General features: G+C 72.5%; 19 protein-coding genes and 1 riboswitch. Of the genes, 2 read left to right on the top strand and 17 right to left on the bottom strand.

What is annotated here, in order from left to right; genetic code table 11:
* Window positions 1–59: 59 nt before the first annotated feature.
* The 13 genes from cobC to ACWDEX_RS14825 form a co-directional block, all read right to left on the bottom strand.
* Complete coding sequence (gene cobC / locus ACWDEX_RS14885; protein WP_450463719.1) at window positions 60–1,193, bottom strand: Rv2231c family pyridoxal phosphate-dependent protein CobC; 1,134 nt, start codon at window positions 1,191–1,193, stop codon at window positions 60–62.
* A complete protein-coding gene (locus tag ACWDEX_RS14880; RefSeq protein ID WP_450463718.1) occupies window positions 1,183–2,109 on the bottom strand; it encodes a sirohydrochlorin chelatase in 927 nt (308 codons plus the stop codon). The genes cobC and ACWDEX_RS14880 overlap by 11 nt, the downstream gene beginning before the upstream one ends.
* Window positions 2,106–2,690: a precorrin-8X methylmutase gene (locus tag ACWDEX_RS14875; protein WP_450463717.1), complete on the bottom strand. Its 585-nt coding sequence runs from the start codon at window positions 2,688–2,690 to the stop codon at window positions 2,106–2,108. The genes ACWDEX_RS14880 and ACWDEX_RS14875 overlap by 4 nt, the downstream gene beginning before the upstream one ends.
* Window positions 2,687–4,357: a precorrin-3B C(17)-methyltransferase gene (gene cobJ / locus ACWDEX_RS14870; protein WP_450463716.1), complete on the bottom strand. Its 1,671-nt coding sequence runs from the start codon at window positions 4,355–4,357 to the stop codon at window positions 2,687–2,689. The genes ACWDEX_RS14875 and cobJ overlap by 4 nt, the downstream gene beginning before the upstream one ends.
* The gene (gene cbiE, locus ACWDEX_RS14865; RefSeq protein ID WP_450463715.1) at window positions 4,354–5,595 is read right to left on the bottom strand and encodes a precorrin-6y C5,15-methyltransferase (decarboxylating) subunit CbiE; all 1,242 of its coding nucleotides are present in this window, start codon (window positions 5,593–5,595) and stop codon (window positions 4,354–4,356) included. The genes cobJ and cbiE overlap by 4 nt, the downstream gene beginning before the upstream one ends.
* On the bottom strand, window positions 5,592–6,410 hold the full coding sequence (gene cobM, locus ACWDEX_RS14860; protein WP_450463714.1) for a precorrin-4 C(11)-methyltransferase: 819 nt from the start codon (window positions 6,408–6,410) through the stop codon (window positions 5,592–5,594). The genes cbiE and cobM overlap by 4 nt, the downstream gene beginning before the upstream one ends.
* Window positions 6,411–6,513: 103 nt before the next feature.
* Window positions 6,514–7,263, bottom strand: coding sequence for a precorrin-2 C(20)-methyltransferase (gene cobI, locus ACWDEX_RS14855; RefSeq protein ID WP_450463713.1), 750 nt, complete (start codon window positions 7,261–7,263; stop codon window positions 6,514–6,516).
* Complete coding sequence (locus tag ACWDEX_RS14850) at window positions 7,260–8,609, bottom strand: cobyrinate a,c-diamide synthase (RefSeq protein WP_450463712.1); 1,350 nt, start codon at window positions 8,607–8,609, stop codon at window positions 7,260–7,262. The genes cobI and ACWDEX_RS14850 overlap by 4 nt, the downstream gene beginning before the upstream one ends.
* Window positions 8,603–9,202 (bottom strand): cob(I)yrinic acid a,c-diamide adenosyltransferase, encoded by a 600-nt coding sequence (cobO, locus tag ACWDEX_RS14845; RefSeq protein ID WP_450463711.1) that lies wholly within the window; start codon window positions 9,200–9,202, stop codon window positions 8,603–8,605. Before cobO ends, ACWDEX_RS14850 begins: the two co-directional genes overlap by 7 nt.
* The gene (locus ACWDEX_RS14840; RefSeq protein ID WP_450463710.1) at window positions 9,202–11,193 is read right to left on the bottom strand and encodes a putative cobaltochelatase; all 1,992 of its coding nucleotides are present in this window, start codon (window positions 11,191–11,193) and stop codon (window positions 9,202–9,204) included. Before ACWDEX_RS14840 ends, cobO begins: the two co-directional genes overlap by 1 nt.
* Window positions 11,190–14,837: a cobaltochelatase subunit CobN gene (gene cobN / locus ACWDEX_RS14835; RefSeq protein WP_450463709.1), complete on the bottom strand. Its 3,648-nt coding sequence runs from the start codon at window positions 14,835–14,837 to the stop codon at window positions 11,190–11,192. Before cobN ends, ACWDEX_RS14840 begins: the two co-directional genes overlap by 4 nt.
* The gene (locus ACWDEX_RS14830; RefSeq protein ID WP_450463708.1) at window positions 14,834–16,366 is read right to left on the bottom strand and encodes a cobyric acid synthase; all 1,533 of its coding nucleotides are present in this window, start codon (window positions 16,364–16,366) and stop codon (window positions 14,834–14,836) included. Before ACWDEX_RS14830 ends, cobN begins: the two co-directional genes overlap by 4 nt.
* Window positions 16,363–17,319 carry a cobalamin biosynthesis protein gene (locus ACWDEX_RS14825; RefSeq protein WP_450463707.1) on the bottom strand — a complete coding sequence of 319 codons (957 nt, stop codon included), beginning with the start codon at window positions 17,317–17,319 and terminating at the stop codon, window positions 16,363–16,365. Before ACWDEX_RS14825 ends, ACWDEX_RS14830 begins: the two co-directional genes overlap by 4 nt.
* 98 nt (window positions 17,320–17,417) lie before the next feature.
* Window positions 17,418–17,562: riboswitch (cobalamin riboswitch) on the bottom strand.
* A gap of 297 nt (window positions 17,563–17,859) precedes the next feature.
* On the opposite strand from ACWDEX_RS14825, the gene ACWDEX_RS14820 reads away from it, so the two are divergent.
* Window positions 17,860–18,069, top strand: coding sequence for a DUF397 domain-containing protein (locus ACWDEX_RS14820; protein ID WP_450463706.1), 210 nt, complete (start codon window positions 17,860–17,862; stop codon window positions 18,067–18,069).
* Between the two features lie 268 nt (window positions 18,070–18,337).
* On the opposite strand, the gene ACWDEX_RS14815 is transcribed toward ACWDEX_RS14820, so the two are convergent.
* The 4 genes from ACWDEX_RS14815 to ACWDEX_RS14800 all read right to left on the bottom strand — a co-directional run bounded on the left by ACWDEX_RS14815 (window position 18,338) and on the right by ACWDEX_RS14800 (window position 21,533).
* Entirely contained in the window at window positions 18,338–18,850 is a 513-nt protein-coding gene (locus tag ACWDEX_RS14815; RefSeq protein WP_450463705.1) for a hypothetical protein, read from the bottom strand.
* A gap of 37 nt (window positions 18,851–18,887) precedes the next feature.
* Window positions 18,888–19,745 (bottom strand): helix-turn-helix domain-containing protein, encoded by an 858-nt coding sequence (locus ACWDEX_RS14810; RefSeq protein WP_450463704.1) that lies wholly within the window; start codon window positions 19,743–19,745, stop codon window positions 18,888–18,890.
* 303 nt (window positions 19,746–20,048) lie between these two features.
* Window positions 20,049–20,264: a hypothetical protein gene (locus ACWDEX_RS14805; protein ID WP_450463702.1), complete on the bottom strand. Its 216-nt coding sequence runs from the start codon at window positions 20,262–20,264 to the stop codon at window positions 20,049–20,051.
* A gap of 12 nt (window positions 20,265–20,276) precedes the next feature.
* Window positions 20,277–21,533 carry an anion permease gene (locus ACWDEX_RS14800; protein WP_450463701.1) on the bottom strand — a complete coding sequence of 419 codons (1,257 nt, stop codon included), beginning with the start codon at window positions 21,531–21,533 and terminating at the stop codon, window positions 20,277–20,279.
* Between the two features lie 314 nt (window positions 21,534–21,847).
* Between ACWDEX_RS14800 and ACWDEX_RS14795 the strand changes: the two genes are divergently transcribed.
* Window positions 21,848–22,567, top strand: coding sequence for a class II aldolase/adducin family protein (locus ACWDEX_RS14795; protein WP_450463699.1), 720 nt, complete (start codon window positions 21,848–21,850; stop codon window positions 22,565–22,567).
* The last annotated feature ends 20 nt before the right edge of the window (window positions 22,568–22,587 follow it).

Raw genomic sequence — 22,587 nt, 5'->3', positions numbered from 1 at the left:
ATCGCCCCGGATTCGGTAGAGATCTCAGATTGCCGTTGTGATCTGTGGTTTCGTGGATTTCATGTCTTCAGCCGTCCGGAGCGGATCACGTGATCCGCTCCGGACGGCGACTGACCGTCGAGTCCTTCTGACAGTGTCACCGCCCGGTCCAGCGCCTGCAGAAACCGGTTCACCGTCGCCCTGTCGCGTACCGCCAGCCGCAGCCACTCATCGTCCAGGCCCGGGAACGTGTCCCCGCGCCGCACCGCAAAGCCGAGGTCCCGCAGGCGGCGGCGGACCGCGGCCGCCCGTGGCATCCGGACGAGGACGAACGGGCCCTCCGCGGGCTCGGCCACAGACAGCCCGTCCGTCCCGAACTCCCGTAGCCCCGCCACCAGATACGCCCGGTCCGCCACCATCCGGTGGGCGGCGTGCGCCGCCTCCGCCAGCGCCCGGGGCGACATGCATGCCTCCGCCGCCGCGAGTGCGGGCGTGGACACCGGCCACAGGGGCTGCGCCCGCTCCAGCTCGGCGATCGTCCCGGGGGCGGCCAGGACGTAGCCGATGCGCAGGCCCGCCAGCCCCCAGGTCTTGGTCAGGCTGCGGAGAACCACGAGACCGGGCACGTCCGTCCGGTCCGCCAGTGCCTCCCGTTCCTCCGGCACCGCGTCCATGAACGCCTCGTCGACCACCAACGTCCGTCCCGGACGGGCCAGTTCCGCGATCAGGGACGCCGGGTGCAGTACCGACGTCGGGTTCGTCGGGTTCCCGATCACCACCAGGTCCGCGTCGTCCGGGACCAGCGCCGGATCCAGACGGAAGCCGTCGGACGGCCGCAGCAGCACCCGGTCGACCCGGTGCCCCGCATCCCGCAGCGCCGCCTCCGGCTCCGTGAACTGCGGGTGCACCACGACCGGCCGGCGCACCTTCAGCGCGCGGGCGAGGAGCACGAACGCCTCCGCCGCCCCCGCCGTCAGCAGCACCCGCTCGGGTGGCAGCCCGTGCCGCGCCGCCACCGCCGCCCGCGCGGCCCGCCCGTCCGGATACGCGGCGAGCCCGCCGAGGGACCCGGCGATCACCTCACGCAGCCACACCGGAGGCGTGCCCGTACGCACGTTCACCGCGAGGTCCGTCAACGCCGCCCCGTCGTCACGGACCTCGGCGTCCCCGTGGTGCCGCAGGTCGTGGCCGGCTCCCCCCGTCTCAGTGCACATGGGAGTGCGCGTGTCCGCCGTGGTGGTGATGCCCGTGACCGTGGTGGTCGTGGCCGTCGTCGTCCGGATGGAAGTGCGGCTGCTGCGGCAGGCCCACCTTCTCCTCGAACCCCGGCAGCGCGATCCGGTACACGCACGAGTCGCAGTTCATCCGCAGATCGCCCCTCACCGCTTCCTCATAGCGCTCCATCACCAGATCCAGCAGCTCCGGCTCCGGACCGATGACGTCCGCCGAGCGCACCTCGACGTCCGGGTGTGCCGCCGCCCAGTCCTCGGTCTGCCGCCGCACCCGGTCCGGCAGAATGCCCGTGAACAGGAAGTACGGCAGTACGACGATCCGACGAGCTCCCAGCTTCGTGCACCGGTCCAGGCCGCTCGGCACATCCGGTGCCGCCAGCGACACGAACGCCGTCTCCACGCCCGTGTACCCGCGCCCCTCCCACAGCAATCGCGCCGCTTTGTGCACCTCCGCGTTCGCATCGGGGTCGGTGGAGCCACGGCCCACCAGCAGCACCGTCACCTCGGAGCGCTCCCAGGACGGATCGATCGCCTCGTCCAGGCGCCGCTCCAGGACCGACAGCAGTGCCGGATGCGGGCCCAGCGGGCGCCCGTAGGCGTACGAGATACCGGGGTGCCGCTCCTTCTCCCGGGCCAGCGCTGCCGGGATGTCCCCCTTGGCGTGCCCGGCGGACACCAGCATCAGCGGTACGGCGGCGAACCGGCGTACCCCGCGCCGCACCAGCTCGGTCACCGCCTCGCCCAGCGGCGGCGGCGACAGCTCGATGAAGCCGCCCGCGACGGGCAGTTCGGGATGGCGGTGTCCCAACTCCCGTACGAAGGCGCGGAACGCCTCGGCTCCGGCATCGTCCCGGGTGCCATGACCGGCGATGAGCAGGGCGGGGGGCGGGGTGGTCACGAGTTCTCCTTGGAAGTGGGCTGGTACAGCAGGGCGTTGAGCGCGGCGGCGGCGACCGCCGAACCGCCCTTCTCGGACACGTTGCTCACGGCCGGAAGCCCGCTCTCGCGCAGCGCGGCCTTGGACTCCACCGCGCCGACGAAACCGACGGGCAGACCGATCACGAGCGCGGGGGAGGCGTCGAGCTTCAGCAGCTCCTCCAGGGCGGTCGGCGCGCAGCCGATCACCCACAGCGCCCCGGGGCCGACATCGTCGTACGCCAGTCGGACCGCGTGTGCCGAACGCGTCAGCCCCGGGCCGGATCCGGCGTCCTTCAGGCGGCAGACGGTGTCGCGGCGGGTGATTCCGGCGGCCACCATCTCGACGTCCACGACGACCGGCGCCCCGTCGTGCAGCGCGGCATGCGCCCGCTCCAGCTCGGCCTCGTCCATCACGAGATCGGTCGCGTACTCGAGGTCGGCGGCGGAGTGGACGACCCGCTCCACCACCGCCCGGGTCAGCGGCGGGAGGTGCGAGGTGTCCAGGCGGGCGCGCAGCCGCCGGAAGGACTCCTGCTCGATGGGATGGACCACACGGTTCATCGGCCGGCCTCCTGCCAGCGGTAGCCACGCGGGGTCACCATGCGTCCTGCGACCTCGCGGGTCGCGGTGTTGCCCACGGTCACGACCGTCATCATGTCGACCGTCGCCGGATCGAGCGCCGCCAGGGTCGTCAGACGGCTGGACTCGTCCGGCCGCGACGCGTTCCGTACGACACCGACCGGCGTCGTCGGTGCTCGGTGCCCGGCGAGGACCGCGAGCGCCTTCGGCAACTGCCAGTCCCGGCCCCGGCTGCGCGGGTTGTAGAAGGTCACCACGAGATCCGCCTCGGCCGCGGCCCGCACCCGCCGCTCGATGACCTCCCAGGGAGTGTGCAGGTCGGAGAGACTGATCGACACATGGTCGTGGCCCAGGGGTGCGCCGAGGAGCGCGCCCGCCGCCAGCGCGGCCGTGACACCGGGCACCCCGACCACGTCGATGTCGTCGGCCGCCTCGGCGAGCGCGGGTGACGCCATCGCGTACACGCCAGCGTCCCCACTGCCGATCAGCGCGACCGCGTGCCCCTTCCGGGCCTCGGCGACCGCCGTCCGCGCCCGCTCCTCCTCCGCACCGAGCCCCGACTGAAGGACCCGGGTGCCGGGCCGCAGCAGATCGCGGATCTGGTCGACGTACTGGTCGAGCCCGACCAGCACGGACGCGCGCCGCAGTTCGGCCTTCGCACGTGGGGTCAGCAGGTCCCGCGCGCCCGGCCCGAGCCCGACGACCGCGAGCCGTCCGCGCCCCGGACGGCGTACGACGGCACAGGTGGCCATGGCCGACTTCCGCTTGGGCACGAGGAGTTCACCGCCGCGGACGAGCGCGGCCGCCTCCGCGACGGACGGCGTACCGACGGCGGCGAGCGGCGCGTCGGACGGATTCGGTACGTCGACCCTCGCCAACTCCCCGGCCTGGTACGTCACCAGGGGCACGCCGAGCCGCTTCGCCGCCTCGACGATGCCGGGCTCGTCGGCCTTGGCCTCCACGGTGGCGAGCTCGGCGAGCGAGCGGACCGAGAGCCCGGCCTCCCGCAGCGAGCCCTCGACCAGCCCGAGCACTTCCTCGACCGGGGCGCCCCTGGACGCGCCGACGCCCACGACCAGGGTCGGGGGTCGCAGGACGGCCTCCCGCTCGGTGGGCCGCACGGCACGGTCGGTGACCCGGATCGTGTAGGTGCCCTCGGCGGTCACGGGCAGTGGCGGCAGCGGCCAGCGCACCTCCGCCCGAAGGGCGACCGGTTCCCCGTCCAGCAGCGCCCGTGAGACCCCGGCGACATCGCCCTCCACCGGGAACCCGAGGGTGTCCAGGCCGGGCAGGCCCACGGCGTCCGTCGCGGTGGTCACCACCGGCCGCGCCCCGAGCACCTCGCCCACGGCGCGGGCGAGTTCGTTCGCGCCGCCCGCGTGCCCGCCCACCAGGGACACCGCGAACCGTCCGCCCTCATCGACGCACACCACGCCCGGGTCGGACGTCTTGTCCCCGAGCAACGGGGCGACCAGCCGTACGGCCGCCCCCGTCGCCAGGAAGCACACGAGCTGTTCGCACTCCGCGAAGGCGGCACGCACGGCCTCTGAGACGGGGCCGTCGTACACCCGTGTGCGGTCAGGCCACGCCGCGGCCAGCCGGTCCCGCGCAGCCGCCCCCGCCGTGGTGGCGGACATCAGGCCGATCACTGCACAACTCCTTCATGACGAGCCGCAGGCCGTGTGCCCCACAGCAGGAAAACAGGGTTGGTCGCCGCGAGCCGGGTCACATCGCCCGGCAGCGGCGCGAGCCGAGACGACTGCAGCAGCACGCCGTCGCAGGAGAACCCGGCCGCGACGAGCGCCGCGCGCACCGCCGGCACACGGTCCAGGGCGGCCATGGCGACCACCACCGCGCGCCGGGCGCGCCGCGCACAGACCGTCACGATGTCCGGCAGCTCCTGTCCGCCGCCGCCGACGAACACCGCGTCGGGGTCGGCGAGACGGTTCAGCGCGCCCGGCGCGGCGCCCTGCACGACCCGGATGTCCACGCCGTGCGCCGCAGCGTTGGCCCGAATCCGCTCCACTGCGTCGTGCGTCTTCTCCACCGCGACGACGGCGGCGCCGAGCCGGGCGCACTCGACGGCGACCGAACCGGAGCCGGCGCCGACGTCCCAGACCAGATCGCCGAGCCGTGGCCCCAGCCGGGCCAGCGCCAGGGCGCGCACCTCGAACTTGGTGATCATCGAGTCGCGGTGGGCGAAGGCACTCTCCTCCAGGGCCCACCCGGACGGACCCGGCAGCGGCCCGGCGACCGTGCGCACGGGCCCCGACTCCCGCGAGGGGTCGAGGCACAGCACCACGCTCACCGCCGCACCCCAGTCCCGGCCCGCCGCCTCGGCGGGTGTCACCCGCTCCACGCGCTCACGCTCCGGATCGCCGAGCGCGCTCGCCACGACGAGGACGCGCTCACCGGCGTCCTGGGCGAGGGCCGCCCCCAGCTCGGCGGGGCCGGCCCCGGGCCCGGTCAGCACGGCGACCTTCGGATGCGCTCGGCACACGTTCAACGCCGTCCGTGGATCGCGCCCGTGCGCGCTCACCACCACCGCGTCGTCCCACGGCAGCCCGAGTCGCGCGAAGGCGGTGGCGACGGACGACACGCCCGGCCGTATGTCCAGCCGTCGCGCCCCGAACCGCTCGGTCAGCAGCCGGACGATCCCGAAGAACCCGGGATCCCCGGAGGCGAGCACGACGACCCGCCGCCCGTCGCCGAGGCACCGCTCGATCGCGTCGAGGGCGGGCGCCGGCGGGCCGAGGACGATCCGCTGAGCGCCCTCGGGCAGCGGTACGGCGTCCAGGTGCCGCCGCCCGCCCACCACGAGGTCCGCCCCGGCCAGGGCGTCGGCGGGAAGCGGCGTACCCGTGCCCGTACCGACGACTGTGATCATGTGCTCGCACCTCGTGCGCGCAGGGCCTTGCGGGCTTCGGGGTCCGCCTTGCGGTACCCGTGGAAGTGGCCGGGGTGGTAGAGGTGCGAGCGGGTGCCGTGCGCGTCGAGCGCCGGGCCGACCAGGAAGAGGGTGTGCTTCCAGAGGCGGTGCTCCTTGACGGTCTCCTCAAGCGTGCCGATCGTGCACCGCACGACCAGTTCCTCCGGCCAGGTCGCCTGATGGGCGACGACGACCGGGGTGGCCGTCGGATAGCCGCCCTCCAGCAGCTCCCGCACGAGCTGTCCGCTGCGGGCCGCCGAGAGGAAGATCGCCATGGTGGTGCCGTGCCGGGCGAACTGACGTACCTCCTCCCCGGGCGGCATGGGCGTCTTGCCGCCGCCGAGCCGGGTGAGGATCACGGACTGCGCGACCTCGGGGATCGTCAGCTCGCGCCCGGCCAGCGCGGCGACGGCGGAGAAGGAGGAGACCCCCGGCACGACCTCCGTCCCGATGCCGATCTCGGCGCACCGGTCGAGCTGCTCCTGCGTGCCGCCCCACAGGGCCGGGTCACCGGAGTGGATACGGGCGACGCGCAGGCCTTCTGTGTGAGCACGCCGGTAGACGGCGACGACGTCCTCCAGGGACATGGTCGCCGAGTCGAGGATCTCGGCGCCCTCGCGCGCGTGCTCCAGGACCTCCGCCTGCACCAGGCTGGCCGCCCAGATCACGACATCGGCCTCGGCGATGGCGCGTGCGGCACGGAAGGTCAGCAGGTCGGCGGCGCCGGGGCCGGCACCGACGAAGGTCACCTTGCCGGTGGGGGCATCGGCCATGGGAAGGGTCCTCCTACGAAGGCGTGGGTGGTACGAAACGCCGGTGCGTGCACGGTCGGCGGTCCTGCGTGTGTGGGGGGCTACTGCTGCGATCCCCGGCCGGTCACAACTTGCCGCCGCGCATACCGTCGCGGCGGGCGGGCGCGATGAGGGTGGACAGGTAGGGGAGGGGACCGTCGTCGGATTCGGCCGCCGGGCGGATCGACTCCTCGGGCAGTCCGAGCGCCGAACCCCACACCGCGTCGTCGATCCGCCCGCTCTCCCGCAGTGCCTCGGCGACCTCGTGCGCCTGCCGCCCGAACTTGTACGCGACCACGGTGCCGGGCCCGTCGAGCGCGGCCCTGAGCACGGCGGTCCCGGCGGTGACGGGCACCAGCGTGAGCGGCTCGGTGCCCTCGGTCAGGACCGCCCCCGACCGGGCGGCGAGATCCTGCATGGCGGTGATGCCCGGCACGGTCTCCACGACGGTCCCCGGCACGAGCTCACGGACGGTCTGCGCGAGATAGGTGAACGTCGAGTACACGTGGGGATCGCCGAGGGTGGCGAACGCGACGGTGGCGTGCCGCCGCAGCAGGTCGGCCACGCGCTCCCCGGCCGCGTCCCAGGCGGCCTCGCGCCGCGCACGGTCGCCGCGCTCGTTGAGCGCGAACACGACGCGGACGACCCTCTCCCCGGGCACGTGGTGCAGCACGGTCGCCTCCGCGCGCCCACGCTCACCACCGTCGCTTCCGTCGGACGCGGCCATGACGGGTACGACGACGACATCGGCGGCACGCAGAACGTTGACCCCCTTGACGGTCACCAACTCGGGGTCGCCGGGCCCCACCCCGACTCCGATCAGCCTGCTGCTCATGACGTCCGGCACCTCTCCACGAACCGACGGGCCACACCGGGCGCGGCGGCCCAGTGCGTGTGCAGATAACTGGCGTGCACACCCAGCTGTACGAACCCTTCGACGCGCCGGTCGGGGGAGCGCACCCCCCAGGCGGCAGCCGACCCCGCGCCGGGTTCGACGACGGTCCGGTGGAACTCGTGTCCACGCATCCGCGTTCCGGCCGGGGCGAGGACGCTGTCGCCGACGGCCACCGCGTCCCGGTAGCCGAGGGTGAGCCGTTCGCTCATGCGGGCGCGCGCGTCGAGCACCCCGCACATCGGCTGCCCGTCCAGCTCGCGACAGAGATAGAGCAGCCCGGCGCACTCGGCGGCGACGGGAGCGCCGCCCCGCGCGAGTTCTGCGACGGCTTCGCGCAGGGGTTCGTTGGCGGACAACTCGGCGGCGTACACCTCGGGGAAGCCGCCGCCGATGACCAACCCGCGTGTGCCCTCGGGGAGTCGCTCATCGCGCACGGGGTCGAAGGGGACGACGTCGGCTCCGGCGGCGGTGAGCAGTTCGGTGTGCTCGGCGTAGGAGAAGGTGAACGCCGTGCCACCGGCGACGGCGACCACCTCCCGCGGCCCCGCGGTGACGGCGGGCGGTTCCCAGGGTTCGGCCGACAGCGGTCCCGTACTCTTCGCCAGCGCCAGCAACGCCTCCAGGTCGCAGCCCTCGCGCACCTGAGCGGCCATCGCGGCGACGGCCTCCACCGCCTCCGCCCGCCGCTCGGCGACCGGCACGAGGCCGAGATGACGCGACGGCGTACCGACCTGGGAAGCCCTCCTCAGGCTGCCCAGCACCGGCACCCCGACCGACTCCAGAGCCTCGCGCAGCAGCGCTTCGTGCCGCTGGGACGCCACCTTGTTCAGGATCACGCCCCCGACCCGCACCCCGGGATCCCAGGACGCGAAGCCGTGGACCAGTGCCGCCACCGACCGCGACTGCGACGACGCGTCGACCACGAGCACCACCGGCGCCCGCAGCAGCTTCGCCACGTGGGCGGTGGAGGCCAGTTCGCCTTCCCCGGCGGCTCCGTCGAACATCCCCATCACACCCTCGACGACGGCGAGATCGCACCCGCGCGCCCCGTGCAGGAACAGCGGCGCGATCAACTCCGGCCCGCACAGAAAGGCGTCGAGGTTGCGCCCTGTGCGCCCGGTCGCGAGCGCGTGATAGCCGGGGTCGATGTAGTCCGGTCCGACCTTGTGCGGGGAGACGGCCATCCCCCGCTGGGCGAACGCGGCCATCAACCCCGTGGCAACGGTGGTCTTGCCGCTGCCCGACGAGGGCGCGGCGATGACCAACCGGGGCACGGAAGTCACCACTCGATGCCCCTCTGGCCCTTCTGGCCGACGTCCATCGGGTGCTTGACCTTGGACATGTCGGTGACGAGATCGGCGAATCCGACGAGCTTCTCCGGCGCGTTCCGCCCGGTGATCACGACATGCTGGGTACCCGGCCGGTTGCGCAGGACATCCACGACCTCGTCGGTGTCCACCCAGCCCCAGTGCATCGGGTACGCGAACTCGTCCAGCACGTAGAGCCGGTACGTCTCGGCGGCCAGGTCCCGCTTGACCTGCTCCCAGCCCTCGCGGGCCTTCTCCTCGTTGTCGAGCTGCTCATCGCGCTGCACCCACGACCAGCCCTCGCCCATCTTGTGCCAGTCGACACTCCCGCCCTGCCCGGACGCCCCCAGCACACGCAGCGCGTTCTCCTCGCCGACCTTCCACTTCGCCGACTTGACGAACTGGAACACCCCGATCGGCCACCCCTGGTTCCAGGCGCGCAGCGCGAGCCCGAAGGCCGCCGTCGACTTGCCCTTGCCGACACCGGTGTGCACGATCACCAGCGGACGGTTGCGTCGCTGACGGGTCGTCAGGCCGTCGTCCGGTACGACACTCGGCTGTCCCTGCGGCATTACGCGGCCCTCCTCTGTACGTCCTTCACCAGTCCGGCGATCGAGTCCGCCCGCAACTCGTCGAGCGTCACCGCCGTACCGCCCAACTCACCCGCGAGCTGCCCGGCGAGCCCCAGCCGCACCGGCCCCGACTCGCAGTCCACGACCACCGACGCGGTCCCCTCGGCCGCGAACAGCCGGGCCGCCCGCCCGGCCAGCGCCACCGGCTCCGGACCGCCCGTCGCCCGTCCGTCGGTCACCACCACGACCAGCGCCCGCCGCGCCGGGTCCCGCAGCCGCTCCACCCGCAGCACCTCGTGCGCCCTGAGCAGTCCGGCGGCCAGCGGCGTACGGCCCCCGGTCGGCAGCGACTCCAGCCGGGCCGCGGCCGCGTCGACGGAGGACGTCGGCGGCAGCGCCACGTCGGCCGCGGACCCCCGGAAGGTCACCAGGCCCACCTTGTCCCGTCGCTGGTAGGCGTCGAGCAGCAGCGACAGCACGGCGCCCTTCACGGCGCTCATCCGCTGCCGGGCCGCCATCGAGCCGGAGGCGTCCACCACGAACAGCACGAGGTTCCCCTCGCGCCCCTCCCGGGTCGCCTGCCGCAGATCGTCCCGGCGGATCACCAGTCCCGGTCCGGACCGGCCGCGCGCCCGCTGGTGCGGAGCCGCCGCCTGCACGGTGGCCGCCAGATGCAGCTTGGTCAGCGCGCCCTGGGGCCGCCGGGCGCCGGTGGTCCGCCCGTGCTCGGTCCGCGCCCGCGACCGCCGCCCGGCGGCGCCCTCACCGATCCCGGGCACGCTCAGCACCCTGGCCCGGAAGGGCTCGCCGGCCCGTACCGCCGACTGCTCCTGCGCGCCGGACGGCTGGGGCTCCCCGCCCTCACCGGCCTCGGGCCGCGCGGCGGTGTCCCCGCCCGCCCCCGGGCCGTCGTCGGGCGCCGGCCGGCCGCCCCCGCCTCCGGGCCCGTCCGGGTCGGGATCGTCCTCGCCGTCGTCCTCGCCCGAGAACTGCTCCAGCGTGTCGTCCAGCTTGTCCTCGTCCAGCCCCGGCGCGTCGAAGGGGTTGCGGCGCCTGCGGTGCGGCAGCGCGAGCAGCGCGGCCTGTCGCACGTCCTCGGCCAGGACGTCCGTCCGCCCGTCCCACGCGGCCAGCGCAGTCGCCGTCCGGGCCATCACGATGTCGGCGCGCATGCCGTCCACCTCGAAGGCCGCGCAGGTGGCCGCGATCTGCCGCAGCGCCCCGTCGCCCAGCCGCACCTCGGGCAGCAGTTCCCGCGCCGCCACGATCCGCTGCCGTACGGCGGTCTCCTCCCCGGCCCAGCGGGCGGCGAAGGCGGCCGGATCGTCGTCGTACGCCAGCCTGCGCCGCACGACCTCGACCCGCTGGTCCGGCTCCCGGGACGCCGCGACCTCCACGGTCAGCCCGAACCGGTCGAGGAGCTGCGGCCGCAGCTCGCCTTCCTCCGGATTCATGGTGCCGACGAGCAGGAAACGGGCCGCGTGCCGCACCGACACGCCCTCGCGCTCGACGTACGAGGCGCCCATGGCCGCCGCGTCCAGCAGCAGGTCGACCAGATGGTCGTGGAGGAGGTTGACCTCGTCGACGTAGAGGATGCCGCGGTGCGCGTCGGCCAGCAGGCCCGGCTCGAACGCCTTCACGCCCTCGGCGAGCGCCCGCTCGATGTCCAGGGCGCCGACCAGCCGGTCCTCGGAGGCGCCGACCGGCAGCTCGACCATGCGCGCGGGCCGGGTCTCGAACGCCCCGGGCTCGTGCGGCCCGTCCGGGCAGCCCGGGTCGGGGGAGTCCGGATCGCAGGAGAAACGGCAGCCGGAGACGGCGTTCAGTTCCGGCATGAGTGCCGAGAGGGCACGCACCGCCGTCGACTTGGCGGTGCCCTTCTCGCCGCGCACCAGCACCCCGCCGACCGCCGGGGACACGGCGTTCAGCAGCAGGGCGAGCCGCAGGTCGTCCTGGCCGACCACGGCGGTAAAGGGGAAGGGGATGGTCACTGGTCGCCCTCCAAGTCGCCTTCCAGCTCAAGGTACGTGGCGCGCAGCCGCTCCAGCGTCTCCGCGTCCGGCTCGGCCCACAGACCGCGCTCGGCGGCCTCCAGGAGCCGTTCGGTGATGCCGCGCAACGCCCACGGGTTGGACTTCTTCATGAAGTCCCGGTTCTCCGGGTCGAAGACGTACTCCGCGCTGAGCTTCTCGTACATCCAGTCGTCGACCACGCCCGCCGTGGCGTCGTAGCCGAACAGGTAGTCCACGGTCGCCGCCATCTCGAAGGCGCCCTTGTAGCCGTGCCGGCGCATGGCCGCCATCCAGCGCGGGTTGACCACTCGGGCGCGGAAGACACGGTGCGTCTCCTCGCCCAGCGTGCGCGTCCTCACCTGGTCGGGAACGGCGCTGTCGCCCACGTACGCCTCGGGGTTGGCGCCGGTCAGGTGCCGCACCATGGCGACCATGCCGCCGTGGTACTGGAAGTAGTCGTCGGCGTCGACCAGATCGTGCTCGCGGGTGTCGACGTTCTTCGCCGCCACCGCGATCCGCCGGAAGGCGGTCTCCATGTCGCCACGCGCGGCCCGCCCGTCCAGCCCGCGCCCGTAGGCGTAGCCGCCCCACACCGCGTACACCTCGGCGAGGTCGGCGTCCGAGCGCCAGTTGCGGGCGTCGATCAGCGGCAGCAGGCCGGCACCGTACGCGCCGGGCTTCGAGCCGAAGATACGGGCGGTCGCGCGCCGCCGGTCGCCGTGCCCGGCGGTGTCCTCGTCGGCGTGCGCCCTGACGAAGTTCTGCTCGGCCGGCTCGTCCAGCTCGGCCACCGCGCGTACCGCGTCGTCGATCAGCCCCACCACGTGCGGGAACGCGTCCCGGAAGAAGCCGGAGATGCGGACGGTGACGTCGATGCGCGGGCGCCCCAGCTCCGCCGGCCCGATCACCTCGAAGCCCGTCACCCGGCGCGAGGCGTCGTCCCACACCGGGCGGCAGCCCAGCAGCGCCAGGATCTCGGCGATGTCATCGCCCTGGGTGCGCATCGCGGACGTGCCCCACACCGTGAGGCCCACGGACTTCGGGTACTCGCCGGTGTCCTGCAGATACCGGGCGATCAGCGAGTCGGCCAGCGACTGCCCGACCTCCCAGCTCAGCCGGGACGGAATCGCCTTGGGATCGACGGAGTAGAAGTTGCGGCCGGTCGGCAGCACGTTGACCAGGCCACGGGTCGGCGAACCCGACGGGCCCGCCGGGACGTAGCCGCCGTCCAGCGCCCGCAGGATGTGGCCGATCTCGTCCGTCGTCCGCGCGAGCCGCGGCACGACCTCGTCGCAGGCGAACTCCATCACCGCTACGGCGTCCGGCAGTTCGGTGCCGAGTGCGTCGCCCAGGACCGCCGGTACGGCCGTGCGCTCCCAGGCCCGCTCCTCCATGCCCTCCGCGATCCGCCGGCACAGCTGCTCCAGCAGGTCGATCGCGTCGGAGGCCGTACGGGCCGGGCCCTCCACCAGGTCCGTCAGCTCCACCGGAACCTTCACCGGGGTACCGGGCTCGGCCAGCAACTCCTTCTCGTCCAGCCCGAAGTGGGCCGCGAGGCAGGACCGCAGCCCCGGCAGGGCGTTCGCCCGCCCGCCCCACACCTGCGAGGCGCGCAGCACCGCCAGCACCAGGTTCACGCGCGGCTCGCCGACCGGCCCGCCGCCGAGGATGTGGAGCCCGTCCCTGATCTGCACGTCCTTGATCTCGCACAGATAGCCGTCGATGTGCATGACGAACTCGTCGAACTCGTCGTCGTCGGGCTGGTCGTCCACGTGCAGGTCGTGGTGGAGTTCGGCGGCCTTGACCAGCGTCCAGATCTGCGCCCGCACGGCCGGCGCCTTGGCCGGGTCCAGGTCGGAGACGAGCGCGTACTCGTCCAGCAGTTGCTCCAGCTTGGCCAGGTCGCCGTAGGTGTCGGCGCGTGCCATCGGCGGGACGAGGTGGTCGACGACCGTGGCGTGGCCGCGCCGCTTGGCCTGCGTGCCCTCGCCGGGGTCGTTGACGATGAACGGGTAGACCAGGGGCAGGTCACCGAGGACCGCGTCCGGCGCGCACCCGCTGCTGAGCCCCAGCCCCTTGCCCGGCAGCCACTCCATCGTGCCGTGCTTGCCCATGTGGACGACGGCGTCCGCGCCGAAGGAGTTCTCCAGCCAGCGGTAGGCCGCCATGTAGTGGTGCGACGGCGGCATGTCCGGGTCGTGGTAGATCGCGATCGGGTTCTCGCCGAAGCCGCGCGGCGGCTGGATCATCACGACCACGTTGCCGAACTGGAGGGACGCCAGCACGATGTCGTCGCCGTCGACGTACAGGCCGCCCGGCGGCTCGCCCCAGGCCTCGGTCATCGCGTCCCGCAGCTCGGGGTCCAGCTTCGCGAACCAGGCCCGGTAGTCGGCCAGCGGCACCCGCGCGGGCGCCGCCGCCAACTGATCCTCCGTCAGCCACTCCACGTCGTGGCCGCCGGCCTCGATGAGCCGGTGGATCAGCTCGTCGCCGTTGTCGGGGTAGTCGGTGAGGGAGTACCCCGCATCGCGCAGCGCGTCCAGCACCCGTACCGCCGACGCGGGCGTGTCCAGGCCTACCGCGTTGCCGACGCGGGAGTGCTTGGTCGGGTACGCGGTGAAGACCAGCGCGATCCTCTTCTCGGCGTTCGGCTTGTGCTTCAGCTGGGCGTGGCGCAGGGCGATCCCGGCCACGCGGGCGGCCCGCTCGGGGTCCGCGACGTACACCGGGACCTCGTCCGGGCCCTGCTCCTTGAAGGAGAACGGCACGGTGACGAGGCGGCCGTCGAACTCCGGGATCGCGACCTGCATGGCCGCGTCCATGGGGGACAGGGCGGCGTCCGACTCCTGCCAGGCGGCCCGGGACGAGGTCAGGCACAGCCCCTGCAGCACGGGGACGTTCAGATCGGCGAGCGCGCCGATGTCCCAGGCCTCGTCACCGCCCGCCGAGGCCTGCGAGGCGTGCGTACCGCCGGCCGCGAGCACGGTGGCGACCAGCGCGTCGGCCCTGCCGAGCAGCTCGTACAGTCCGGCGTCCGCGCCGCGCAGCGAACCGCAGTAGACGGGAAGGGCGTTGGCGCCCTTCGCCTCGATCGCCTCGCAGAGGGTGTCCACGAAGGCCGAGTTGCCACTCAGCTCGTGCGCCCGGTAGAAGAGCACGCCCACGGTCGGCCGACCGTCGACGAGCGCACGGTCGCCGTGGACGCCGTACTCCGGCATCTTCCGCGGCTCCTCGAAGCCCTCGCCGGTCAGCAGCACGGTGTCGGACAGGAACCGGGCGAGCTCGGTGAGGTTGGCGGGACCGCCCTCGACGAGGTACCTCAGGGCCTCGGCCACCACACCGGCCGGCACGGACGACTCGGCCATCAGCTCCGCGTCCGGCACGGCCTCGCCGCCCAGCAGCACGGTCGGGACGCCGGACGCCTTCAGCGCGGCGAGCCCGTCCTCCCAGGCGCGCTTGCCGCCCAGCAGCCGTACGACGGCGAGGTCCGCGCCGGCGAGCAGGCCCGGTAGCTCCTGCGCGACGTCGACCCTGGTGGGATTGCCGATGCGGTAGTCCGCGCCGGAGGCCCGTGCCGCCAGCAGATCCGTGTCGGCGGTCGACAACAACAACACTGTGCTCATACGGGCGCTCCCGGTGGAAGGAAAGGCAGTCCAAGCGGCGCGCCCGACTCGATGAGCCGCCACAGCGCGTCCGTGTCCGCGTGCTGTTCGATCAGATCGCCGAGCCGGTCGAGCTGTTCCTCGCGCAGCGCGGCGAACGACGTGCCCGCGGCCGGTACGAAGCGGCGGCCCGCGGCGGCCGCCACCTCGCGCAGGAACGCCCGCCGGAAGCCGTCCGACTCCAGCGAGCCGTGCCAGTGCGTGCCCCAGACCGAGCCGACCCGGCAGCCGTCCAGGCTGTGTCCATTGCCATCGGACATGAACGTTTCACCGCCGACGACGTCGGCGACCCCGTGGTGGATCTCGTACCCCTCGACGTGTTCGCCGAGCGCCTCGCCGACGGGCCGGGCGAGGGTCTTCTCGCGGGCGAACCGCACCCGCACGGGCAGGATCCCGAGCCCGTCCACCACTCCCCGGCGGCTTTCGACCTCGTCCTCGATGCGCTCACCGAGGATCTGGAAGCCGCCACAGATACCGAGTACGGGCCTGCCGTCGACGGCCCTTCGGACGACGGCCTCGGCGAGGCCGCGCTCGCGCAGCCACTGAAGGGCACCGACGGTCCCCCGGGTCCCGGGGATGATCACGAGGTCGGCGTCGGCCAGCTCCTCGGGCCGGTCCACGAACCGCACGACAACGCCCGGCTCGGCGGCAAGGGCGTCCACATCGGTGAAGTTGGACATGAGAGGGATGGCGCAGACGGCGACACGCAGCACGTCCTCGCCGACGGGCGCGGTCACCTCCGACTCCCGGACCGCTCCCCGCAAGGACAGCCTCAGCCCGTCCTCCTCGTCGATCCCGAGGCCGCGTCGGAAGGGAAGCACACCGTACGCGCGCCGTCCGGTGAGCCCGTGCAGCATGTCGAGACCGGGCTCCAGCAGGGTGACGTCCCCACGGAACTTGTTGACCAGGAACCCGGCGACCAACTCCTGGTCCTCACGCGACAGCAGGGCGACCGTGCCGAAGAAGGAGGCGAAGACACCGCCGCGGTCGATGTCGCCGACGACGAGGACGGGAAGCCGGGCGTTACGGGCGATCCCCATGTTGACGATGTCGGTCCGGCGCAGATTGATCTCGGCGGGACTGCCGGCTCCCTCGCAGATCACCGCGTCATACGTGCTCCGCAACGCGGCCAGGCACTCCAGCACGGTGTCCAGGAGCGCCTCCTGCCGACCGCCGTGGTAGCCACGAGCGCTCAACTCGCCCACCGGCCTGCCCATGAGCACGACCTGACTGCTGCGGTCGCTGCCGGGCTTGAGCAGGACGGGGTTCATCAGTGCGGTCGGCTCGATGCGACACGCCTGGGCCTGCATGGCCTGCGCCCGCCCGATCTCCGCGCCCTCGCGCGTGACGAAGGAGTTGAGGGACATGTTCTGCGCCTTAAACGGCGCGACATGGACCCCTTGCCGCACCAGCCAGCGGCAGATCCCGGCGGTGACGACGCTCTTGCCCGCGTCGGAAGTGGTACCCGCGACAAGCAGCCCGCCGCTCATGAGGAGCGTCCCTTCGTGAGAACCCTTCGGGCGAGGAACCGCCCGGCGACCGTGACACCGAGCGCGAGCCCGCTCACGCGCCGGGAGAGACGTACGACGCGTTCGACGTCGTGGACCTGGACGGCCCGCCCCCGACCGTTGAGTACCGGCCGGTGTTCCACACGCCCCCCATAGGAGAGCGTCCCGCCCAGCCGTACCCCCAGGGCCCCGGCGAAGGAGGCCTCCACCGGACCGGCGTTGGGACTCGGATGCCTCCCGGCATCGGCACGCCAGGCGCGGACGGCCCCTCGCGGATCAGGGCCTGCCACCGCCGCCAGGACCGCGGTCAGCCGCGCCCCCGGCCACCCGGCGACATCGTCGAGCCGTGCCGAGGCCCACCCGTAGCGCCGGTACCGGGGCGACTTGTGTCCGACCATGGCGTCGAGGGTGTTGACGGCCCGGAAACCGAGCAGTCCGGGGACCCCGGCGACCGCCCCCCACACCAAGGCGCCCACCACGGCGTCGGAAGTGTTCTCGGCGACGGACTCGACGACCGCCCGCGCGATCCCGTCGGCGTCGAGTGCCTGCGGATCCCGCCCGCACAGATGTGGCAGCCGCGCGCGGGCGGCCTCGACGTCCCCCGCATCGAGGGCGCGCCCGACGGCCCGCGCCTCCCGCGCGAGCGACGTGCCCCCGACGACGGCCCAGGTGGCGGCGGCGGTCAGGGCGAGGGACGCGGCAGGGGACGGACGTACGCAGCGAGCGGCGACGGCCCCGAGGGCGACAGCGCCACCGGCACACACAGCGGTGTGCAGCACGCCCCACCCCCGGTGGTCGCGCCACAACGCCCGCTCCACGGCGCCCGTGGCCAGCCCGAACACGGCGACCGGATGCCCGCGGCGTGGATCGCCGAACAGGAGGTCACCGAGGAGGCCGGCAGCGGCGCCGTACGCGAAGACGCGATCGGCACCCATGGGCTCAGTCGGCCGCAGGTCCGGGCAGGAGTCGGGTACTGAACCTCAAAAGGAAGCCGCGCATGGCGATATGTCCTCACTCAGGGTGTCCACGCCCTGGTTCGACGAGATCGGCGGCGAGAGTTCCTGGCTCCCGGGACGTTCTTCCCCGGTGACAGTGGCGGGACCGCGCCGGATTCACACCGGCTTCCTCTCCTGCTGCCGTATTGGCCCCGGCAGTCCACCACGACCCCCGAACAACCGTCAACTCACCCTTGACCTGCGACGCGACGGTGTGCCGAGCCCCACACCGAGGAAAACCCGATCAATACGCCGAATCGATGGTTTCTGCACTCTTTCCCGGAGCGGAAGCTGGGAAGACTTGAGGGGACGACAGCACGAACGGGGTGGGGCGCCGACGAGCGGCAACGGGCTGAATTCGTGGCGGGGAGACGAACCCGGTGTCCACGTTGCCTGCGGCAGCGGAGGGACACGGATCGCGGGGCGTCGCGGGCAGGACGCCGTGTCGGTGCGCCGACTCTTGAGCAGAGGGAGGTCGGTGTGATCGGCAGGGAGCCGTCGGGACGGGTGTGGGTCAGGAGCAGCTACTCGGGAGACGAGAACAACGACTGCGTCGAAGTCGCCGACGCGGGCCCGCGTGTGCTGGTGCGTGACTCGAAACGGCGCGAAGGCCCGGTGCTCGTCTTTCGCCGTACCGCGTGGTGTGGTTTGCTGGCTGCACTTGAGAACCCGGCAGCGGACGGTTTCTGAAGAGCCGTCCAGAGGACGGGAGGGACCCACATGGGGGACAGGGCCAAGGAAGTCCCGGCGCGCGCGGGAGGTCCATACCGTCCGCGCGTCTCGCTGGTGGCGGCGGCTCCGCTCGCACTCTTCTCCCTGACGACGGGGGTGCTTGCGGTCGGCATGGGCGCGCTGGCGGCACTGCTCGTTCCCGGACCCTCGGCGCGGGCCCTGGTCTGGCTGGTGGTGACGCTCGTGGCCGCCACCTGCGCCGGCCTGTGGTGGGGTCTCACCCCCGTCACGGAGCGCCTCCGCGTTCTGGGCCGGGCTGCTGCGGCGGTTCGTCCAAGGGACTCGCGGGGCCGTTGACCTCGGGAGTGCGCGCCGCTGCCGAGCGGCCGCGCACCGCTCTGCCGAGGCCGGCCGCGAGGGCGGTGACGACGGCGGCGCCGAGAGCTCCCAGCACCGTGGTGGTCAGCGGAGTCAGGGCGCCCACCTCGAGGCTGGGCGCCACCCGGGTGGACACGGCGATGCTGAACAACAGGACGCTGCCGCACGCCGTGCCCAGCAACAGGCGAACCGACAGCAGCCGGATCTCGCCGCTGACCCGGGCGTTCTCGACGTCGATGAGGGCCTCGGCCCACTCCCGCCGCTGCATCGCGTAGGCCTTGAGCATGACGTCGTCGAGGCCGGCGGGGCGGTCCTCTTCGGCCACGTCGGCCTGCGGGGGGACGGCGGGTGGTTCCCCCGCCGTGACGGAACGCACCGTGTGCAGCCGCCTGCACCACTCAAGGAACCCGAAGACCGCCATGGGCCCTCCCCGTCGTTTGCCCGGTCCGTCTCCCGGGTCAGGTGTTGGCCAGACTCTCCTTGACCGCGTCGATCAGTTCGATCATCCGGTCGCCGTCGTACGCCTTGGCGCTGATGTCCTCGAAGCACTCCTGGTAGCGCGCCGTCAGTTCGAGGTCGTCACGGTTCGACACACTGCCGGTGGGACCTTCGAGGTAGAGCAGGTCGTCGTCGTCCTTGAAGCCGAGCAGGATGAAGGAACTGGCCACGCTGTAGTGGGCGCCCGCCGCGAACGGCAGCAGCCGCATGGTGACTCTGGGGTGCCGGGACATCGTCCTGAGGTGCTCCAGTTGATGACGCATCACACCGGGGCCGCCGATGACCCGGCGGACCGCCGCCTCGTCGAGCACGATCTGCACGTCCGGCCCCTGCTCGCCGTCGTAGACCCGCTCCTGCCGGGTGGTGCGCAGCTCCGCCGACCTACGGGCCGTCTGCGGGGCCGATCGCGGCGCCAGCAGGGACGTCGCGTAGTCCTCCGTCTGGAACAGTGCGGGGATCAGGTTCGGGTGGTAGGTGCGGATCGAGGTCGCGGCGCTCTCGTAGCCGAGGTACTGCGCGAAATGCGGGCGCACCATGTCGCTGTACGGTGCCCACCAGGACAGCCCCTTGGAACCACGGGCGGCCTCCTCCAACTCGGCCACCCTGCCGGGTTCCGTGACGCGGTACAGCTGGAGCAGCGCGCGTAGGTCGGTGACGCTGAGGCTGACCGTCCCGGCCTCCAGCCGGATGAGCTTGGACAGGGACCATTCCAGCGCGTCGGCGGCCTCCCGCTGGGTGAGACCCGCTTCCTCGCGCGACTTGCGCAACTCGATACGGAGCCTGCGTCGGTTCAGGCTCGGATCGATGTCCCTGGCCATGTCGCTCCTTGCCACTCGTCGTCATCGGACTGGTCGGGCGGCCAACGTCGACTAGCAATTCACCCACCAGAGTAGGTGAGTTAGGCGAGAGCAGCCAGACAACTGCAGTCTGACACCTGTCTCTTCGACGGGGGCGCGTGCGATGGTGAACGGAAAACCGTGTCGCAACGGGCAAATCCAATAAATGCGCCTATGTGGCCGTATTTGCACTAAATAAGCCACATATAAACGAGCCCCCGTGGTGAATTTCCACCACGGGGGCTGCGCGCGTGTGCGAGGAGGCTGCTGAGCCGCCCGGCAGAGTCAGGCGACGATCAGATAGATCCCGTACGCCACCGCGGCCGCGCACGCCGCGAAGCAGGCATAGGCACCGGTGGCCGCCAGGGTGGCCGTGCCGCCCTCGGCCGACTCCTTTTTCGTGAGGCCCACGACGCCCAGCGTGAACAGGCCCACCAGGGCCACGGTGACCACGAGGCTGATGCCGAAGACGGAGCCGAGTGCTGCCCAGTCGATCTTCATGGTGGTGATTCCTTAAACCGTCGCGGCGCGGTTCGGTTCCGCGGAGGGGTCGGCCTCGGGGGCCGGGATCGTGGTCTTCAGGTCGGCGGTGGCGTTCGTCGCGACCGGGCCCGCCGGCGGCGGGGTCACCGCGGCGACCGCCGCAGTGACGACGCCCGGGGATTCCGGCTCGACCTCGTGGATGTTGTCGCTCGTGACCGGCTGGCGGCGGGACAGGGCCCAGATGACGGCGGCGCCGGCGACCAGCAGTACGCCGGTGGCGATCGTGCCCCAGGTGCCCTGCCTGGTGAGGAGTTCGGCGCCCGCGCCGACCAGGCCGGCGGCCGGGAGCGTCAGACCCCAGGCGGCGAACATCCGGGTCGCGGTGGACCAGCGGACCACGCCGCCCTTGCGGCCCAGACCCGCGCCCATGACGGCACCGGAGCAGACCTGGGTGGTGGAGAGGGAGAAGCCGATGTGCGAGGAGGCGAGGATCGCGGTCGCGGCGCTGGTCTGGGCGGCGAAGCCCTGCTGCGGCGCCAGGTCCGTCAGGCCCTTGCCCAGGGTGTGGATGATGCGCCAGCCGCCCAGGTAGGTGCCGAGCGCGATGGCCAGACCGGCCGAGACGATGACCCAGGTGGGAGGGTTCGAACCGGGGGCGAGGGCGCCACCGGTGACGAGTGCCAGCGTGATGATGCCCATCGTCTTCTGGGCGTCGTTCGTACCGTGCGCCAGGGAGACCAGGCCGGCGGAGGCGATCTGTCCGGCGCGGTAGCCCTTGGAGGCGGCCTTCTCGTCGGTGTGGCTGGCGATGCGGTACGACAGGCGCGTGGCCAGCATCGAGGCGAGCCCGGCCACGATCGGCGCGGCGACCGCGGGGATCAGGACCTTGGTGACGACGGTCGAACCGTTCACCGCGGACCAGCCGGCCGACGCGACCGCGGCACCGATCAGACCGCCGAAGAGGGCATGGGAGGAACTGGAGGGAAGCCCGAGGAGCCAGGTCAGCAGGTTCCACAGGATGGCGCCCACCAGGGCCGCGAAGATCACTTCGACGCGGATGCCCTTCTCGTTGATGATGCCGCCGGAGATCGTCTTGGCGACCTCCACGGAGAGGAAGGCACCCACGAGGTTCAGCGTGGCAGACATCGCCACCGCCGTCTTCGGCCTCAGGGCGCCGGTCGAGATGGTCGTCGCCATCGCGTTGGCTGTGTCGTGGAAACCGTTCGTGAAGTCGAACACGAGAGCGGTGACGATCACGATTCCGAGGAGGAGCGTGATGTGTTCCATTTACCCAGGCTTCTGTGGGAGGTCAGTGGCGAGTGGACCGTAGGCAACCTGGGTGAACGGAAGGTGAACTGAGGCAGGCTTCGGGGTGTAGCCAAAGGAATGCCGTCGCTCCGCTTGTGAGGGGGTGGCGGCGCCCGTACGCCCGAACGAAGGCGGAATTTAGGCGTCCGGAGGTCTTCGAGGGTCTTCTGGGCCGCTCCGCTCGGTAATGCGCCGCACACCTCTTCGGCCGGGCCGGGGATCCGCTGACGAGACTTTTGTCACCCCACGCATGCTCACCGGCGGGCCGGGTTCCCGCCTGGCAGGATCACCGCATGGCTGAGCAGCGACCCGGGGCGCGGGACGTACGGGCGGACGCACAGGGCGCACGAGGGCGGGGCGGACCGGTTCCGGCGGACGTACTGGCATCGGCATGGAACGAGGTCGTCGAGACGGCCCGCCGTACCGTGTCCGAGGGGCTGGTCGTCGGCACGTCCGGCAACGTCTCCGCGCGTGTCGGCGACACCGTGCTGGTCACGCCCACGGGCGTGCCCTACGAGCGGCTGACGCCGGGCGACGTGGTCGGAGTCGACCTCGACGGCAGACAGGTGCTCGGCTCGCTGCGCCCGACGAGCGAACTGCCGATGCATCTGGCGGTCTACCGCACCACCGGGGCACGCGCCGTCGTCCACACGCACGCCGTGCACGCGACGGCCGTCTCCACGCTGGTACGGGAACTGCCGCTGATCCACTACATGGCCGGTGCGCTCGGTGGGCCGGTCCGCGTCGCCCCGTACGCGACCTACGGCACGCCGGAACTGGCCGAGAACACGGTCCGTGCGCTGACGGATCGCACCGCATGCCTCCTCCAGAACCACGGCACGATCGCCTACGGGACCTCGCCGGCCGAGGCGTACGACCGTACGGCCCAGCTTGAGTGGATGTGCCGCGTGTGGCTGACGGCGTCGTCGGTACCGGGCCTGTCGCCGACGCTGCTCACACCCGAGCAGGTGGCGCAGGCGGGGGAGCGGCTGCGGGGATACGGACAACCCTAGTGCCGCAGCAGGCAACGTCT

It is taken from the genome of Streptomyces sp. NPDC001020 (assembly GCF_053599115.1).
Note: the sequence above shows the minus strand (reverse complement) of the source record. Positions and strands in the feature narration are given on the sequence as shown.